The sequence below is a fragment of the Rarobacter incanus genome, assembly GCF_006715765.1.
GTDB classification, from domain to species: domain Bacteria; phylum Actinomycetota; class Actinomycetes; order Actinomycetales; family Cellulomonadaceae; genus Rarobacter; species Rarobacter incanus.
Genome location: NZ_VFNV01000001.1, coordinates 1,104,195 through 1,120,778, shown reverse-complemented (window position 1 = coordinate 1,120,778; position 16,584 = coordinate 1,104,195). Strand labels below are relative to the sequence as shown.

The 16,584-nt window shown below is 63.0% G+C and carries 17 protein-coding genes, 1 tRNA gene and 1 pseudogene; 8 read left to right on the top strand and 11 right to left on the bottom strand.

The window, feature by feature from the left end; all coding sequences use genetic code 11:
• Positions 1-44 precede the first annotated feature (44 nt).
• A complete protein-coding gene (locus FB389_RS04765) occupies positions 45-680 on the bottom strand; it encodes a 5-formyltetrahydrofolate cyclo-ligase (protein ID WP_142111607.1) in 636 nt (211 codons plus the stop codon).
• Between the two features lie 79 nt (positions 681-759).
• Here FB389_RS04765 and FB389_RS04760 point away from each other — a divergent pair, with 79 nt between their 5' ends.
• From FB389_RS04760 to FB389_RS10685, 6 genes are all read left to right on the top strand, one after another.
• Positions 760-1,695, top strand: coding sequence for a UTP--glucose-1-phosphate uridylyltransferase (locus tag FB389_RS04760; RefSeq protein ID WP_142111606.1), 936 nt, complete (start codon positions 760-762; stop codon positions 1,693-1,695).
• Positions 1,692-2,939 (top strand): molybdopterin molybdotransferase MoeA, encoded by a 1,248-nt coding sequence (locus FB389_RS04755; RefSeq protein ID WP_142111605.1) that lies wholly within the window; start codon positions 1,692-1,694, stop codon positions 2,937-2,939. The genes FB389_RS04760 and FB389_RS04755 overlap by 4 nt, the downstream gene beginning before the upstream one ends.
• Positions 2,940-2,942: 3 nt before the next feature.
• The gene (locus FB389_RS04750) at positions 2,943-3,602 is read left to right on the top strand and encodes a GNAT family N-acetyltransferase (RefSeq protein ID WP_246043522.1); all 660 of its coding nucleotides are present in this window, start codon (positions 2,943-2,945) and stop codon (positions 3,600-3,602) included.
• Positions 3,603-3,679: 77 nt separating this feature from the next.
• On the top strand, positions 3,680-4,750 hold the full coding sequence (locus FB389_RS04745; protein ID WP_142111604.1) for a hypothetical protein: 1,071 nt from the start codon (positions 3,680-3,682) through the stop codon (positions 4,748-4,750).
• 95 nt (positions 4,751-4,845) lie between these two features.
• A tRNA-Ala gene (locus FB389_RS04740) sits at positions 4,846-4,918 on the top strand.
• Positions 4,919-5,039: 121 nt separating this feature from the next.
• The gene (locus FB389_RS10685) at positions 5,040-5,552 is read left to right on the top strand and encodes a hypothetical protein (protein ID WP_246043521.1); all 513 of its coding nucleotides are present in this window, start codon (positions 5,040-5,042) and stop codon (positions 5,550-5,552) included.
• On the opposite strand, the pseudogene FB389_RS04735 reads toward FB389_RS10685, so the two are convergent.
• The 7 genes and pseudogenes from FB389_RS04735 to FB389_RS04715 all read right to left on the bottom strand — a co-directional run.
• Positions 5,472-6,479, bottom strand: a pseudogene (locus FB389_RS04735) (recombinase family protein); the annotation flags it as partial. The gene FB389_RS10685 and the pseudogene FB389_RS04735 overlap by 81 nt on opposite strands.
• Before the next feature lie 346 nt (positions 6,480-6,825).
• Complete coding sequence (locus FB389_RS10910) at positions 6,826-7,023, bottom strand: hypothetical protein (protein WP_342776021.1); 198 nt, start codon at positions 7,021-7,023, stop codon at positions 6,826-6,828.
• A gap of 60 nt (positions 7,024-7,083) precedes the next feature.
• The gene (locus FB389_RS04730) at positions 7,084-7,833 is read right to left on the bottom strand and encodes a ParB N-terminal domain-containing protein (protein ID WP_342776020.1); all 750 of its coding nucleotides are present in this window, start codon (positions 7,831-7,833) and stop codon (positions 7,084-7,086) included.
• A 6-nt stretch (positions 7,834-7,839) separates the two neighbouring features.
• Positions 7,840-8,316 carry a hypothetical protein gene (locus tag FB389_RS10905; RefSeq protein ID WP_342776019.1) on the bottom strand — a complete coding sequence of 159 codons (477 nt, stop codon included), beginning with the start codon at positions 8,314-8,316 and terminating at the stop codon, positions 7,840-7,842.
• A gap of 24 nt (positions 8,317-8,340) precedes the next feature.
• A complete protein-coding gene (locus tag FB389_RS10900; RefSeq protein ID WP_342776018.1) occupies positions 8,341-8,778 on the bottom strand; it encodes a hypothetical protein in 438 nt (145 codons plus the stop codon).
• A 10-nt stretch (positions 8,779-8,788) separates the two neighbouring features.
• Positions 8,789-10,567 carry an ATP-binding cassette domain-containing protein gene (locus tag FB389_RS04720; protein ID WP_142111603.1) on the bottom strand — a complete coding sequence of 593 codons (1,779 nt, stop codon included), beginning with the start codon at positions 10,565-10,567 and terminating at the stop codon, positions 8,789-8,791.
• The gene (locus tag FB389_RS04715) at positions 10,567-11,898 is read right to left on the bottom strand and encodes an ABC transporter permease (protein WP_211344951.1); all 1,332 of its coding nucleotides are present in this window, start codon (positions 11,896-11,898) and stop codon (positions 10,567-10,569) included. The genes FB389_RS04720 and FB389_RS04715 overlap by 1 nt, the downstream gene beginning before the upstream one ends.
• 52 nt (positions 11,899-11,950) lie before the next feature.
• Here FB389_RS04715 and FB389_RS04710 point away from each other — a divergent pair, with 52 nt between their 5' ends.
• Positions 11,951-12,625, top strand: a complete 675-nt coding sequence (locus tag FB389_RS04710; RefSeq protein ID WP_170207878.1) for a TetR/AcrR family transcriptional regulator — start codon at positions 11,951-11,953, stop codon at positions 12,623-12,625.
• Positions 12,626-12,751: 126 nt separating this feature from the next.
• Here the strand turns inward: FB389_RS04710 and FB389_RS04705 are convergent, their stop codons facing one another.
• Complete coding sequence (locus tag FB389_RS04705; protein ID WP_142111601.1) at positions 12,752-13,576, bottom strand: hypothetical protein; 825 nt, start codon at positions 13,574-13,576, stop codon at positions 12,752-12,754.
• A 329-nt stretch (positions 13,577-13,905) separates the two neighbouring features.
• Here FB389_RS04705 and FB389_RS04700 point away from each other — a divergent pair, with 329 nt between their 5' ends.
• Entirely contained in the window at positions 13,906-14,820 is a 915-nt protein-coding gene (locus FB389_RS04700) for a hypothetical protein (RefSeq protein WP_142111600.1), read from the top strand.
• 477 nt (positions 14,821-15,297) lie between these two features.
• Here FB389_RS04700 and FB389_RS04695 read toward each other — a convergent pair whose 3' ends face one another.
• Both FB389_RS04695 and FB389_RS04690 read right to left on the bottom strand, forming a co-directional pair.
• On the bottom strand, positions 15,298-16,239 hold the full coding sequence (locus FB389_RS04695; protein WP_142111599.1) for an HIRAN domain-containing protein: 942 nt from the start codon (positions 16,237-16,239) through the stop codon (positions 15,298-15,300).
• Complete coding sequence (locus tag FB389_RS04690) at positions 16,214-16,513, bottom strand: hypothetical protein (protein ID WP_211344950.1); 300 nt, start codon at positions 16,511-16,513, stop codon at positions 16,214-16,216. The genes FB389_RS04695 and FB389_RS04690 overlap by 26 nt, the downstream gene beginning before the upstream one ends.
• Between the last annotated feature and the right edge of the window lie 71 nt (positions 16,514-16,584).

Here is a 16,584-nt window from a genome sequence, read left to right as displayed (position 1 = left end):
CAGGTGTGGCGCCGTAGGCAGCGTGCCTACGGCGCCACACGCCGTCATGGGATGAACATGTTGACACCCTGGGGTGTCAGTGCGCCGTGAACCATTGCGTCGTGCGGTTCGCGGGGGACGGGGAACTCGTCGATGTTGAATACCTCATCGGGGAACACCACCGCGAGCACCAAGGCATCCGGTGAGACGTGCTCCAAAACTCGGTCGTACCAGCCGCCGCCCTGCCCCAGCCTGCAGCCGCTCGTGTCGACGCAAAGCGCGGGCACCAGCACCAGCGTCGCGGATGCGACCTCCTGCATCGCGAAGGCCTGCCCGGACGGCTCCGGCGGACGCCCCGGGGCGCGTTCGACCAGGTCGCTAAGGCCATTGAAGTCGCCCCACTCGCGTTTGAGGCCGTCGCCCAGAACCGGCAACAGGACCCGGATGCCGGCGGCGCTGAGGCGCTCTAAAAGCGCCCCCGTCGAGGGTTCCGTCGGGCGCGAAGCGTAGAGCGCGACGGTTTTGTCAGCACGCTTGGTGGCCAGGTGCGATCCGATGATGCCGATGGCGTCCCCAGCGTCGGTTCGGCGGCGGGCCGAACGCGTTGCGCGGTGTTCGCGTATGGTGGAGCGCAAAACCGACTTTGCGTCTTCTGGCTCGAGCCCGCCGAGATCGGGCAGGTGCTGGATTTGACCAGTCATGTAACCATTCTGGCAGAAAACTCTAGGATTGCCTGAGAGGTTCCCCGAAATTGGTCAAATGTGGGATAACGTCGGGTATATGACCATCGAAAAAGCAGTGATTCCCGTCGCCGGACTCGGAACTCGATTCCTGCCCGCGACCAAGACAACTCCGAAGGAAATGCTCCCGGTCGTCGATAAGCCAGCCATCGAATACGTCGTCGAGGAGGCCGCGGGCGCGGGACTCGATGACGTGCTGCTGATCACCGGCCGAACCAAGCGCGCGGTCGAAGACTACTTTGACAACGTCCCGGAGCTCGAAGAAGCGCTCGAAAAGAAGGGCGATTCCGGCAGGCTTGCCTCCATTCGCCAGCCGGTTGATCTGGCCAACATCCACTTTGTGCGCCAGGGTAAGCCGCGCGGGCTGGGGCACGCGGTGCTGTGCGCGCGTCACCACGTCGGCAACGAGCACTTCGCCGTGCTGTTGGGCGATGATCTCATCGATGAGCGCGACCCCATTTTGCCGGCCATGATCGAGGTGGCCGAGCGCACCGGCGGGTCGGTTATCGCACTATTGGAAGTACCGGCCGAACAGATCCACCTCTACGGGTGCGCCAAGGTTTCTGCGGCACCTGCTGGGACCGGCGACGGCCTGACGATGGGAACGGAGCCAATCGCGTCGACCGATGTCGTGCAGGTGGAAGCGCTGGTCGAAAAGCCGGCCGTCGAGGATGCGCCGAGTAACCTGGCCATCATTGGGCGATACGTGCTCAGCCCGCAGGTCTTCGAGGTCCTGGAGAAAACCGCGCCGGGCCGCGGCGGCGAGATACAGCTCACGGACGCGCTCGCCGAACTCGCCGCCGACCCACAAAAGCCCGGGCACGGGGTCTACGGGGTCGTGTTTCGGGGCCGACGTTACGACACCGGCGACAAGCTGGACTACCTCAAGGCCGTGGTGCAACTGGCCGCCGACCGCGACGACTTGGGCGAAGGGTTCCGTGACTGGTTGCACGGGTACGTGGCGGGCCTGAAGTGAGGAGTGTCGGGGACCACCTAGCTGAGGTTCTGCGAGTCGCTAACCCGATCCCGCCCCTCGACGTCATCGTCACCGACGCCGTTGGGTGCATCCTTGCCGAACCACTGGTCGCGCCAGCCGATATTCCGCACTACGCGCGCTCCGGATGCGACGGGTACGCGCTACGGTCCGCCGACCTGGCCGCTGCCACCCCCGCCAACCCGGTGGCGTTGCCCGTCGTCGACGAGGTTTGGTCGGCGACATCACTGCCCGCGCGGATTGCGGCTGGGCAGGCCATGCGAATCGCCTCGGGGGCGCCCGTTCCCATCGGGGCTGACGCTGTGGTTCCCCTCGAATATTCCGATCGCGGCGACGTCAAGGTGCGCATCGCCTACCCACCCGCGCCGGGCGAGCACATCATCCCGCACGCGGCCATAGCGGCGGAAGGCGCGGAGGTCATCGCCGCGGGTACCCGCATGGGTGAGCGACAGATCGCGCTTGCCGCGCGCCTCGGCTTTTCTCGCGTCACGGTGCACCCGCGCCCCCGCGTGGTCATCGTCACCGTTGGCGACGAACTGCACGCGGCGACGCGGACTCGGCGCGATAACGACGGCGACGACACGCGCATCTTCGATGCCAACGGGCCGGCACTGCGCGTCGCGGTGCAAGATGCCGGGGCCACGGCCATCCAGGTCGGACCGCTCAGCGACGACCGCTCCCAGCTGCGCGAGGCCCTGGAAGACCAACTGGTGCGAGCCGACCTGATCGTGACCACCGGCGGGCTGTCGAGCGGGCCTCGCGACACGTTGCGCGATGTGCTGGCGCCGCTCGGAACGGTGCGGTTCGACCGGGTCGCCATGGGGCCGGGGCGGCTGCACGGCGTCGGGGTCCTGGGCCCCGACGACCACCAAGTGCCGATCTATGCGCTGCCCGGCGATCCCGTATCCGCCTTGATTGCCTTCGAAGTGTTTGTCAGACCCGCACTGCGGGCCATCGCAGGATACGCGGACATTTACAGACCGGCGCTGAGCGCTCGTTCTTTGCACACGTGGCAATCGGTGCCCCACGAACGCGAATTCGTGCCCGTGTCCATCACCGGATCGCCCGCCAACGGCTACGAACTGACGCCGGTCGGGGATCCGAACCACCTGGAGACGGTCTCCATCGCCGCACTGTCGGCCGCGAATGCGCTCGCGGTCGTGCCCGAGGAGATGGTGACGGTTCCGCGCGGGCAGCAACTGCACTGCCTGGTGCTGGAGCAATAGGAGGTGGCCGGCCGCTGGCCCGTGGTGCTGCGACACGATCTGCCACCGGGGGCGCCGATGGCGAGCATCGTCTTGCGGCCCCTGCGCCGCCGCGATGCGGCCGAGTGGGACCGGCTGCGCGGAGCGAACATCGCCTGGTTAGCGCCCTGGGAACCCATGCGTCCGCCGGGAAACGCGAACGCGGGCCGGTGGCCGTGCGCGCCGACCTTCGGTAGGTACGTTGCCCGACTCAACCGGCAGGGGCGCGCCGGCGAGGGGGTGCCGCTGGCAATGGAGGTCGACGGGGCTCTGGCCGGGCAGATCATGGTCGGATCGTTGGAATACGGTTCGCAGCTATCCGGCGTCATTGGATACTGGGTCTCGCAGGAGGTGGCGGGCCGGGGCATCGCGCCGCTGGCAACCGGCATGCTCATCGACTTTCTGCTCGGCGAATACGGGCTGCATCGGATTGAAATCTGCATTCGGCCCGAAAACGCCGCGAGCCTGCGGGTTGTGGCGAAGCTGGGGCTGCGGAGCGAGGGAATTAGGCCGCGTTTGGTGTTTATCGCGGGGCAGTGGCGCGACCATATCGTGTTCGCGATCGACAGCGAGGAGTGGCTTGCCAGGGGCCCATTTGGCCCCCGCTGGGACGCGTGGCCGCCGCGCTACGCCGACGCAGAATAACAGCATTGTAATTCGACCGTCGGACACGCCGAACGGGCTGCGGCGCGCCGGAAGCGTAAACGCTTACCGTCAGTGGTGTGAAATCACCCGCAGGTATCGTCGCGCTCGTCATCTTGCTGGTGTGGATCGCGTACTTTGTCCCCGGACGCCTGACGGGACGCGAGCGTGCCGCCCAGGCGCGCACGGAGGACCGGTTTTCGGAGAATCTGCGGGTTCTAGCGATCGCGGGCGGGGAACGGGTCGAAACCGCGCCCACTTCCGATTGCATCGGGCCGGGTGGCGGTACTCAACGCCAACTGCTACCGGCAAGCGACAGCGCAACATATCGCGAGGTGACCATCATGAGCCAACCCGATCGTCCGGGCGCGCGCGCCAAAATCATGCGCGAACGGCGCGCGCAGGCCCGGCGCCGGGCGGTGTTGACAGCGGTCCTGGGCGTGGTGCTGCTGGCGCTTGTCCCGGTAGTCGTCCTTACCTCGCTTTCACCGTTTACGCTGCTGATTCCCGGTGCCCTTATCGCGGCGGTTCTTGTCATGGGACGCCGCGCGGTCGTGCGCCAGCAGCGGCAAGATGCCGAATTCGCGCGGCGTGCCCGCATGGCGCGCCGCGCGGAGTTGGCCAACCGCATTGCAGCGGCCCGGCCCGGGACAAGGCGAGTGGGCCGGCCCGTTCCCGTCGCGCGTCCGCGCGAGACAACCGGAAGCATCGAGGCGGTCGCGGAAGCGGGTGCGGCAAAGCTTGACTGGGGGGCCTCCGTCGAGGAACGCCTGGAGCGGGTGGATGCGCGCCGCGCCGCCGCCGACGCTGCGTCGGCCGCCCGGCCCGGGGCGGAATCAGCCGAACCCGCGCGCACGCCCGTTGTCGGCGACGCACTAGATGTGCCGCTGCCGTTGCGCGTGCCGCGCCCCACCTACACCCGCAAGGCCGCTGCGCCGCGCTGGGAGCCCGCGCCCCTGAGCGCGGAAATCGAACGCGCGTCGCGCACGATCGCCGAATGGGACGCCGCAAGGGCCGATGACGAGGCGATCAGCGAAGCCCAGCGGCCCGCCTACGAGCGCGAGCGGATCGCCCTGGAGCAGGGGAACGTGGCCCTGGGCGCCGCGGCTCTTGACGGAGTGTTGGAGCGCCGCCGGGCGGTCGGCGAATAAATCCGCGGTCGTGGGACCTAGGTGCGATGGTGTGCGCCGAAGTTTGGTAGACTGATCTGCGGTTCGGGAAGCCGGGTGGCTTGCCGGGTCGTTGAGGGGCATTGGCGCAGTTGGTAGCGCGCTTCGTTCGCATCGAAGAGGTCAGGAGTTCGAATCTCCTATGCTCCACAATTGAAGACGTACTAGAACTCCCGACATGTGTTGGTGCGAGTTCCGCGATGGTGAACGGTTCGGCTAGTCGGATGCTGGCTTCTTCGTCTTCGCTGATCTCGATGCCGGTCGTGAACGCTTGGTTGACGAGGCGTCGGCCCTGGTCGTCGGTGCGTGCGTAGAGGCGTGCGCAGTCGATCAAGAGCCGGAGTGCTGTCGTGATCTGCGATCGTGGCCCTTCGTTCTGGTCGTGTTCGTGGTTGATGCGCCGGTCGATGTCGGTGATGCCTGCGCGGATGCGGTCTTGGTGGCGTTTCAGGGTATCGAGGTCGATGGCGTCGGCGAAGTGCGCGGCGAGGATCTTGTCGCTCTCGCCCTGCAGTTGCTTCCGCGTCGCGGCCAGTTCAGCGAGTTCCGTGCTTCGCGCGGCGAGCCGTTCGTCGAATACAGCCTCGACTCGTGCCGCGAGCCCTGCGTATTGCGCTTCGGTAATAGTGATGCTCTGGTAGCAGTCGGCGACGAGTTGCTCCGCAACCCCGACGGGTATTGCGCGGCGGGTGCAGGTGGTGCGTTTCGAGGCGCGCCCGGAGCAGACGTAGTAGGCGTATCGGTGGCCTTGCTTGTTGTTGGGGAAGTCGAGTTGGAGGCGTGATCCGCATGCGCCGCAGAAGAGGCTGCCTTTCAGGTAGTGGTCGTGTTTGCGGCGGCGTTCGGAGGCGATCTTGCGCGAGTCGAGGAGGGTCTGTACTTCGTGCCAGGTGTCGATGTCGACGAGGGGTTCGTGTGCTCCGGGGTGTTCGGCTCCTTTGTAGCGGACGATGCCGATGTAGTACGGGTTGCGGAGCAGTTTGAAGAACCCGGAGCGTGCAACGGGTCCGGACGGGCGTTGCGGTGTCGGCACCGTGGTCAGGCCGCGGGCGGTGGCTTCGGCGAGCAGATCGACGACGGTGCGGTCACCGGTTGCGTATTGCTCAAACACCCGGCGGATCAGCGGTGCGGGTTCGGGGTCGAGCTCGACGGTGCGGAACTCGCGGCCGCGGTCGTCGCGCTTGCGTACGTTGAGATAGCCGATGGGCGCACGCATGGGAGTGCCGCCGGTGAGGAACTTCTGGTTCAAGCCTTTGCTGACTTCCGCTGCGAGGTTCTTGGAGTAGAACTCCGCGATCGACGACATGATGCCGTGCAGCAGCATGCCCGATGGAGTCTCATCGATGTTCTCAGTCGCCGAGACGAGGGTGACGCCCGCGCTGATGAGTGCCCGGTGAATCTCGACATCGTCGAGCCGGTTGCGAGCGAGGCGATCAACCTTGTGGACGATGCAGTAGGTCACTTGATGCGAGGCGACGTAGTCGAGCATGCGTTGCAGGTCTGGCCGGTCTGCCGAGCGTGCGGACTCGCCCGCATCAACGAACTCGGCAACGATACGAGCGCCAAGCGCTTCGGCCTTCCTGGTGTTCGCTTCGCGCTGCGCGGGAATCGAGAATCCTTCGTCACGACCGCCCTTGGAGGCTTGTTCCTTGGTGGAGACGCGCTGATAGGTCACCGCCGTTGCCACGGTGGTGACCTCAAGTTCTGGCATGGGCGTGAGGAGTGTCATTCTTCTTCGGTTCCTTCTTCGATCGCAACGGCTTGCGGTAGCTCGGGTCTGGTGATCGGTGATCTTCTCGCGTTTCGATCGGGCGATGCTGAGCCTGCTGGGTCTCTGCGGCGTGGAGTTGCTCGGCGAGATGGATAACGAGTGCGACGAGGCGCTGCATATCGGGTTCTTCGCGCACGCGTGGTTCGGCCGTGATCTTGCGGCCTGTGCTCGTTGTGCGGAAGTAGCGCATGGAGGCAAGGTGCGCACGGCTTCTCCGCAGCATCCGGGAACGTCGGGGCTGTCTCCGATTCCCTGCCCATCTTCCGTTGAGTTGGCATCGACATTCTTAGAGTGCTCGCAAGTGCCGTGGTGCTGGCTCGGTTCCTTGCGGATGCTCTCGTGCTACGCGGAGCCTGTCGGCGAACTTGTTGCTGCCGTCGAGCGCAGTGAAGAACAGCTCTACCTCGGCGTCGGTGAGTTCGGAGGCGAGCTGATCGATGTCGTAGCGTTTCCACCAGTCCGTGAGGTCTGTCCAGATCAGCACGAATACTCGCGTTGGGAGCGGGGTCTTTGGATCCCGCTTCGGCGGAAGCGGGCGAGCGGGCTACTTCCGCTTCCGCCGACTCGTGTCGCGTACCCGTTCGAGGGCTTCGCGGGCGAGGCGCTCAAGTTCCTCTTGACGCTCCCGCCACTGAGCATCGACATCTGCACGAATACGGGAGTAGCCCGGGTCGACGGCGCCGCCCACATTGATCCGATCCAGTTCCGTCTGAGCCCTGGTCCGCAGCTTGTCGGGCTGCACTGTGTCCGCGGCGACACGTTCGAGATAGCCGATCTTGTCGAACGTTGTGTACGAGATCCCGCCCGGCACCATCGCCGCAGCCTGCTTCCTCGCGCTACCGAGGGTGCCGTGTGACGGTGAGGCAAGATGTGCATCGCCGATTATACCGGGCTGATGGTCGCTACTGAACCGGGTCAAGGCCTGGCGCTGCGCCGCATCCTGCGCGAGCACCTCCTTCAGTTCCCGGTAGAGCGCGGCGGCTTCCAAGAGCGTGAGCGGCTTGTGAAGCACATTGTCGTCCTGCTCCGCGAGCAACTGCCCGAGCCGATCCGAGATGCCGGAGCGCACCCACACGTTCACGGTCTTCCACCCGAGTTGCTTGATCGCAGCGAGCCGCCGCGCCCCGCACACCAGGAGACCATCCGGGGTGACCGTGATCGGTTGCAGCAGACCCTCTCGCTTGATCGAGGCCACCAGAGGTTCGAGGTCACCGAGGTCGGTGCGGTGCCGTCTTCCGACCTGGATCGACGAGACGGCACGTTCGAGTTCGATCGCGCCCTTCTTTCCGCTCATGGCTGATCACCTCCCGGCTCCGGGAGCCACGAAAGCGAGCGACCGAACAAGATCGTCATCCGATAGCAGCGTCGGGATTGTCTCGCCGAGCAGGAAGCGCAGGAGGACGCCTCGACCCGACACAACTGCGCACTGTGGCCCCGGCCTGCCGAGCAGACCATGCACGAGCGAGAGCCACGAGTGTGCAGAGACATCGAGGAGTGCCCGGACATGCCGCTCACGCCGGAGCGCCTCGGATGCCCGATTCGGGGAGCCAGCGTCCGCGAGGCAATCGCAAATGCGCTCCACACTGTGGCGTGCTGCATCGCCCGGCCACCCGAGAAGCATGACGAGTTCGATCGTGTGCTCAACCACCGAGTGAACCAGCAGCTTTGTGTTGTCGCGCTCTGCTGAATCGTCTTCGTCAATCAGATCGGTCGAGAACGCTGGGTGGCCATCTGTCAGCGGGAACGCGCGGGTATTGAAACGCTCCGGGTCGTGCAACCCGGCAAAGCGTGGGCGGCGGGCCTAGTGAACCGAGCAGAGCAGCCCCTGAGCACGTTCCTCGTAAATGCAAGTGATTCGCACCGCATGCGTGATCACTGCCCAGGGATCGCGAGCTTCCCGCGCCGCGCAGGTACGCATCACATCGAACGCTGCCGATGCTGCCTCCCACGGATCGAGCCCGTGCTTGACGGCGAGAGCCGCATACTTCTCGCACACGTACTCCATGAGCTTGGGAACCGCGGCGTCTTGGCTCCAAGCTCCCGGGCCTTGTTCGTGGAGACGGCACAGGAGATCGCGAAGCTCCTCTCCCGTGAGGAGCTTTTCTCTGTCTTGTGTGCTCGATCCTGAAATCTGGGTGATGGTCGTCATGGTGCTCACACCTCCTGACAGGTAGGTGCGCACCTCCTCCCACACCTTGCTCAAATGGAAGGGGAAGTTCCAGAGGGATAGCGCTGGCATGATTCGTCATTCAGGTCGAAGCGCGATCCAGTGCAGAGATCATCATCGTCTCTTCGAGTGTCGAGGTGCTCTCGGTGATGGTGACTTCTCCGCGTAGCGGTGCGAGCAGCGCGAGGGTTTCGTCGTGGTCTGCGCCGGGGATGCGGAGCGTACGCCCATCGAGGAGTGCCGGAATGCCCGCCTTGCGGAGCAGTGTGAACGCTTCCTCCCAGTGTTCGGTTGTGACGGTGAGCGAGATATGTGGAGAGGTGATCTCTGCGACCGTGCCTTCCGCTGTTACCTTGCCTGCGGTGAGGATGACGAGGCGATCGCACTGTGCGGCTTCCTGCATGTAGTGCGTGGTGACGAGGACGCCGGCCCCGTCGTCTGCTGCGGCGCGGAGGTCGCGCCAGAGGCGGGCGCGGGTGAGAGCGTCCATGCCGGAGGTCGGTTCGTCCAGCACCAGCAGCTCGGGATCATGCAGGGTTGCAGCGAAATACGCCAGACTGCGTTTCGTGCCCAGCGGTAACGACGAGATCGGGTTGCGACCGAATGGATGGGCGAAGTCGCGGGCTTGCTCGTTCACTGCGACACCGTGAACGGATGCCGCGAACTCCAGGTTCTCCATCGCCGACAACGAGGGGTAGAGGCCGAGGCCCTGGGCGACGTAACCGATACGGCGGCGGGTCTCCAAGGAGGGCTTCTCGCCGAATAGTGTCGCGGTGCCCGTTGTGGGCGTCTCTAGGCCGAGCAAGATACGCATCAGCGTCGTCTTCCCCGCACCGTTGCCGCCGAGAAGTCCCACGACCTCACCAGGCAGGACTCTGAGGGAGACCCCGCCCAGCGCATTGAAAGTGCCGTAGCTGCGTGCGACATCGATGGCTTCGACCAGAGGCCTGCCTGTGGTCTTCCGAGATTCGAGAATGCGTCTATCGGCAACGCTCATAGAGGCGAGCTGCGCGTCGTCCTGGTCGAGTAGTAGCGCGATGCTCGTGTTCTCCAGGTTACCTGGCGCGGTCTCGAACCCTTCAGGTCGATCGTTGCAAGGATTCGCTTCCCACCGGAAAACTGTGTCGCCGCGCCGCCATGCGTGTGCTGAGGCGAGTTCGCGGCGCGCGACATCGAGGGCGACGGGCGCTTGCGAGATGACGCCGGGCGTGTGCGCGATGATGTCTTCCGGGGTACCGGCGGCGAGCAGTTTGCCGTCGCCGAGGAGGAACAGCCTGCTGGCGCGTTCTGCTTCGTCCAAGTAGGTCGTGGCGAAGACCACCGTTGCCCCGTTTGCGGCGGCACCGGCGATCAGGCTCCATAGCTCGGCGCGGCTGATGGGATCGACCCCCGTGGTCGGTTCATCCAGCAGCACCAGGCCGGGACGGTGCAGGGTCGCGAGTACCACGCCGAGTTTCTGCCGCATCCCGCCCGACAAACGCCCGGCGAGACGCCCGGTGACATGATCGAGGCCTGCAAGTGCCAACAGCTCCGCTGAGCGGGTACGAGCCTGTTCGGGATCGATGCCGTAGGTGCGGGTGACGAACTCGATGTTCTCCGCAACCGAAAGGTTGCGCCATACGCCCGAGTCCGCGGGCTGGTAGCCGACATCGCGACGGTCGACCGGCAAGCCTTCGCTGGTGCCGCTGTGAAGACTGAGGCGACCGGCGAGGAGTCTCAGCAGTGTCGACTTCCCCGCACCATCGCCACCGATGAGAGCGGTGACCGTGCCAGGAGTGAAAGCACCCGTGAAGCCATCCACCGCGGGGAGTTTGCCGAAGAAGACGGAGGCATCGTCAAGGCGGATACTGGTGGGGAGCATCAGCGGGCACCTCCGTGTGTGAGGGAGAACCGCATCCGGGCGGTCGCAGCACCGAACGCGACGACAGCCATGAGGGTGAGGATCGCGAGCGGCAGCCAGAGACTGTCGAGGCCCGCGTCACGGAGCATGACGCCCTGAGCGATCTCCCGGAACCAGGTCAGCGGAAGGACGTAGCCGATCCAGCGCACCCCGAGAGGCATGGAATCGAGCGGGAAGATCAGGCCCGAGAGCAGCACCTGCGGGACGACGAAGAGGATCGCCATCTGGATCGCCTGCCCTGTGTTCTGCGACACCGATGAAATCAGCACCCCGATGCCGAGCACGACGAATAGGAACACGACCGCGGCGATGCTGAACAGCCACAGGCTCCCGACGAAGGGCACGCCGAACAGCCACACCCCGAGCGCGGTCACGACCGCCATATCGATGAGGGCGAGGAGGAAGTAGGGCGTGATCTTCCCGACGATGATCGCCGAGGGGCGAAGCGGCATCACAGCGAGCTGTTCCAGAGTGCCGGTCTCGCGCTCACGCACCAGGCCGATGCTGGTAATGAGGGCGCCGATGAACAGCAGGATCAGGCCGATCAGCCCCGGCACCATCACCCACGAGGTCTTTAAATCCGGGTTGAACAGCACTGTCACCAGCTCATCCGGATCGAGCGACGGCGCACTGATCTCGGGAAGATCGGGCATCGACAGGCCCGTCGGCGGAGTCGGGGCGGCAGGCATCGGCCCGCCTGTCGCAAGCGCCTGTTGAAATGCCGTCTGGAACTCGGCCAGTTCCTCACCGAACGCCTTCAGCTCGGCTTCCGCCTGCTCCGCGTCGGCCAACGCCCCATCGACCGATGCCTGCGCGTCAGCGATACGATTCTGCGCGTCCTCCGCAGCCAACTGCACGAACACGGCCTGCGCAGCCTGAGCCGTGAACAACCCGCTCCCATCGACATACACACGCATCCGATCCGACAGCAGTGCATCCGCATCGGTGGTCCTGTCCGCGACAATCACCGCGTCCGCCTCCTGATCCCGAAGCAACAGCTCGGCATCCGATGCGCCGATAGCTGGGTCGATACGAACAATCTCAAGATCATCCACGGCTACGTCGTAGCTGCCGAGCTCATCGCCCAGCGCCTCTGCCTCAGAGCCGACGACGATCACCGATACCCGGTCTACCGAGAAGTTCGCCGCATATCCGAAGATCACCAGCAATAGCACCGGCAGCACGACCAGCATCGCTAACGTGCGGCGATCACGCGCCAGCTCTCTGAACTCCTTCACGATCAGGGCACGCATCGCCCCACCTCCTATTTCATCGTTCGATGAAATCAGCATAGGACATTTCCTCTACTGATGAAATAGGCGCCTCGCTGGTACTCTGGGGAATGTGGATCAAAAGGGTGACGAAGTGACGGCAGTCGAGGAGGTCGCCCCAGCGACATCTCGTCGTGGCCCCAGATCAGACGGTGGTGCTGGCAAGGAGCAGATTCTTGAAGCGGCGACCGCTCAGTTTGGAGAGCACGGTTATCAGGCGACCACGATCCGCAAGGTCGCCGAAGCGGCGGGGGTCGACGCGAAGCTCGTGCACTACTACTTCGGCACCAAAGAGAACCTCTTCAGCACCGCGATAGCCGAGACCTTCCGCTCCCGCGGCTTTCCCAACCTCCTAGCCGAGCGCTCAACTGCGGGCGATGGCTCACCGGGCACCCGCTACCTGCTAGCAGTCCTTACCGCACTGGAGGATCCTGGTATGGGGCCGGCGTTCATCGGGCTCGTCCGGGGGCTGGGCACACACGAGGAATCCCGGCGGATCTTCCTTCGGTTTGTAAGTGAAGAGCTCATCGGTCGCCTGGCGCCGCAGCTCGGTTCCGACCATCCGGAGGTGCGGGTGTCGCTGGCCGGGTCGCAACTGCTGGGGCTCGTGATCGGCCGCTATGTCCTGAAAGTGCCTCCGCTCGCAGGGCTCTCAATAGGCCAAGTCGCAAGCACAGTCGGCCCGACGATCGACCGCTACATCCTCGGCGATCTCGAATGGAACAGCGAGCCCGGCGGCACCCCTTAATTAGTTGCCACGCGTCTTGCAAACGAGGGTTTGCGCCACCGCGGTGTCGCCGTGTGTCCTATCTCATACGCGAAGGCGTGGTGAGCTTGGCCATTCTTGTACTCGGTGCAAAGCTATCGGTGGTAATCACTCGTCTCCGCCAAGTTCATCTCTGACGAGAACAGGACGCATTGCGTCGAGCACTGCTTTGAACTGGGCCCACTCAGGAGCTGATAGCGGAAAGGCGCCACTGATTACAACTGGTGGTCGTCCATGCAGTGCAATGGGAATCGGGTAACTTTGAACGGGCGCGGTGTCACGAGCTTCAGTGTCGAACTGTTGAACCGGCGAAACCACCTCACGTTCCAAAGAGTCACGGGGCGTATCGGGAACAACCAGGTCGTCTTGATGGAGAGGCTTCTCGTCGTCGCCAATGTGCTGTGAGGTGCGGGATGATGGGTCCGCCTCTTCGTGCTTGCCGAGTTCCGCGAACTCCATGGTTTCGCGCCATTCACGAATGAACTCTTTGGCACCGGTTTCAGTAAAGCCCTGTTCACGGGTGAGGCGCCACAAAAGGTTGGCATCTGACGGTAGGTGTGCTCCATACGTTTCCCACATCTCACGATGAATCGGAGGCAGCAGAGCAGCATCTTTGATCGCCTCGGTCCTCGCGTCAGAACTCGGATGATTCAAAATGTGTACCGCTGAATCTGTCACAGAGATACGACGTTCGTCTTTGGTACCCTCATCGTTGACGAGACCGAACTTTTTTAATGCAGAAATGGTGAGGCCCGCAGGCCCGTTAAGGCTTGCGTAGCCCCATATCTCAGGGAGTGAAGTTACGGGGATCTCGTACTGCTTATCCCGTGCGTACAGTTGCCGAACCCTCTGGATAGCTTTTTCCAAGCTGATCGCCGGATACGCCGGGCTTCTTCCCTTCGGGCGCTTTTGCGACTGTTGTTCCTCAGACATCTCTGACCTCCTGGCTACAGTCTAGCCTACGAGCACACATAGTCAAGTAGCCCAGTGTGAACATGTAAACACAAGGGTTCAAGATGTGGTATACTTAGAAAGGCACAAAAGAAGCGCCCCGGCGGCAACCGGAGCGCTTCTGAGAGCAAGGTGAGAATCTATCTTGGCTTGCTACGTAGTTTCGTCTCTGCTCCGTTGCCACGAAACAGGGACGTTACCGACCCGAGGGTGCGGTATGACTTGGAAGGTCATAACCAGCTTACCGGAGTTTGAGGAGACAAAGGGTCTCCGCTCCTTCCTCGGGTTGTTTCTCAAGGAAGGAGGGCATTTTGCCCACTATCACCACCTACTATGGGATTCCTGGTCCCGTTCCGTTCGTTGATGTCGAGGTCTCGGCCGACAACCGTCTCTATGTCGACCCCCACGCAATTCGGTTGCAAGGACACGGAGAGCCTTTTGCGGATCATGCACTCCGGTGTCTTGATACCTTCACTGCACAAGTCACCGATAGCATCCTTGCTGGCACTCCGGCCAGCCTCCGTCACGGAGAGCAGCTTTTGCAGCGATTCGTCGAGCCTTGGGAGACCCGGCTCGGTATGTCCCGTCGCGGCTTTCATGGACATGGAGGGGCGGATGTCGTCGGTACCGGGATCTGGGATATTCTTACCGGGGATGTTGAGGCCCTGGTTCGGATCGGGGTGCTCAAGCAGATCGAGGATCTTCCACTGTTTGTCGATGGTATCGATTGTGACATTACTTCGGACATCACCACCCGAATTGTGTTCGAAGCCCTGGCACACTTCACGGCGCAGATGCTGGCTCGGTATCCCCAGTTTTCAGAGGGTGGGCATCAGGTTAGTGCCTTTACCAGGCAGGTGTGGAGCTCAGAGGAGCGAGCCTGGGTGGAAGCAGAGATTACTTTGCCTGTCGCTGACGGCAAGGCTCTCATGCTTGTCCCAGCAGGGTGGGTTCGACACACCCTGCTCATGTCTGCGGGCCGCTACTATGGCACGAGCGTGCTGTCCTATGCACAGCTCGAACAAGCAGTCCGGGGTGCAGATGGCAAGCTCAACAAGACTCCAAAAGATCGACTCAAGAAGCAGAGCGGCCTCGAACGCGGTCGCAGCACAAACCTTGCAGTCACGATGAGGGCGTTCGAGAGCGGAGACGATCTTCTGGCCGCCTTTAAAGTCTTTGTCCTTGGCCGTCTCGAAAAGAAAAAGTCGGAGGAAAAGGCCGCATAGTGGAGGCCGGGGGTACCCAAAGGGAACTCCCGGCCATCTTTCCCTTGCTCGCTACATGATTCTGAGATGAGCTCGACAGAGGCCGCAAAGCCGGTCTGACGAAGGTCTCTAAAGAGGTTGACTGTCGTGCTCACAGCGTCCTAATCTCTGGTGTGCTCCCATACAGTACTGCGATCTAGGTGGAACCGACGGGTGATTGACATAACGCTCACTCCATTGCTGAGATCGGTTCGGATTGTGTCTACTTCCTGATCAGTCAGGGATTCTCGGGCGCGTCTCCTTGGGTTGGAGATTGCCTGGCGGGATGCAGATTTAAGCTATGGCTGACGAAGCTTCATCGGATGGTCTCGTATGCTCCCAAGCCAAACCCAGCCGCTCGATCCGCTTCCACTGATCCGGTTTGAGCCTAGCGATGTCCACCGTGTTCTAGTAAGAACTCCTTCTCAAACGGTGGCGTATAGGCCGGGGGGCAGCCTACTACTTGCCCGCCTGGTCACGTTCGGCTGAGAGGCGTGACCGGCTCAGTCGTGCCATGACACTCTCCGGGGCATCTCGGTCCCCACATGCGGCCACGTAGCGCTCCAAATATGCGAGTTCTTGTGAGTACTCCTTGAGGCGACGAAGTACAACCGATATTTGTTCAGACGGCCACGGATCCGGAGTGCTCCCCACAATGACACTCTCGCGTTCGGCGGCGTCAATGCATTGCTCTAACAAATCGCGGGCTTCTTCGAAGCGTTTCTGCCTCTTGAGCTCAGCGATTGATGGTTTCAGCAGAGGCCAGTACTGCCCGTCAACAGCTCCAGCAGTTCGGCGAGCCTCTTTCTCCGCTTCGCGCGCCGCTCTATCCGCCGTTTTCCGTTCCCTCTCAGCTTCTCGCTCGGCGTAATATGCTTCGGCCTCAAGACGCTCGGCGGCGTAGTCTTTCTCCGTCTCGCGTTCTCCGGAAAACATGAGGGTAACGCGCGCTCTCCAGGTCCCCTCATCGTTGCGTGCCCAAATGCGGGCGAGAACAGTCGCTACATTGCCGCGCCCGATCCCTGCGCAGATGCGAAAGATCGCTGCGCTGGCTTCCTGCGGAACATGTCCGACTTGCTCACCCATGACGATGACTCTGACGGCAGTCCTGTCGTACTTGTTCTCTGGCTCCGGAATAAGGTGCGCGGTCTGCATCGTGACTCCGCCTTCAGCACGCCCAAGACTCCGGAAGATTCTGCCGATTCCATCGCGGTGGTAGGCCTCTCCCGAGACTTCCAGATCTTCATGAAAGGAGACGGCAATTTCGCGTTCGTTGGTAGCAGCGGTGGGCGCGATACGCGTTGCAGGTTCGGCGTCGGTTCTACCACTACTGAACAATCTAGAGAAGAAACCAGCCAACGAAGCGCCTCCTGGGTCAGTGGGCTCTTCGATGAGACCCATCCCACGACAGCCTAGCGAGCGTCTCAACGTTGCCGATCGTGCGCATGTCTTGAATCGGCACATTTTCCACCGGCGGTTCCGGGAGGAACAAAAGAGCAAACGGGGTGTGAGTATCGTTGGCGAACTTCTCCAAGTGCTTCAGGTTCGGCTGGTGTGTGCCGGACGTCCAGTCTCCTGGCTTGGGAGAACGACGCTCGATCGTCCCCTCGTCACATCCGGCCCGTTCGACCACCCAGTGCAGCAAATCCGGAGCCACATCGACTCGAACGACCATCCCGATCATCTCCACCCTAAGAATCAGGCGAAACCCATGTTGATTGACATTCAACGGATGCCAACCGAGTA

Bases quoted from the DNA above. Each gene is read 5' to 3' on its own strand.
- FB389_RS10900 (WP_342776018.1), bottom strand. From the start codon at position 8,778: ATGCCAGCGCTATCCCTCTGGAACTTCCCCTTCCATTTGAGCAAGGTG.
- FB389_RS04705 (WP_142111601.1), bottom strand. From the start codon at position 13,576: ATGTCTGAGGAACAACAGTCGCAAAAGCGCCCGAAGGGAAGAAGCCCG.
- FB389_RS04765 (WP_142111607.1), bottom strand. From the start codon at position 680: ATGACTGGTCAAATCCAGCACCTGCCCGATCTCGGCGGGCTCGAGCCA.
- FB389_RS04730 (WP_342776020.1), bottom strand. From the start codon at position 7,833: ATGAGCGGAAAGAAGGGCGCGATCGAACTCGAACGTGCCGTCTCGTCG.
- FB389_RS04690 (WP_211344950.1), bottom strand. From the start codon at position 16,513: ATGGTCGTTCGAGTCGATGTGGCTCCGGATTTGCTGCACTGGGTGGTC.
- FB389_RS04760 (WP_142111606.1), top strand. From the start codon at position 760: ATGACCATCGAAAAAGCAGTGATTCCCGTCGCCGGACTCGGAACTCGA.
- FB389_RS04715 (WP_211344951.1), bottom strand. From the start codon at position 11,898: ATGCTGATTTCATCGAACGATGAAATAGGAGGTGGGGCGATGCGTGCC.
- FB389_RS04720 (WP_142111603.1), bottom strand. From the start codon at position 10,567: ATGCTCCCCACCAGTATCCGCCTTGACGATGCCTCCGTCTTCTTCGGC.
- FB389_RS04695 (WP_142111599.1), bottom strand. From the start codon at position 16,239: ATGGGTCTCATCGAAGAGCCCACTGACCCAGGAGGCGCTTCGTTGGCT.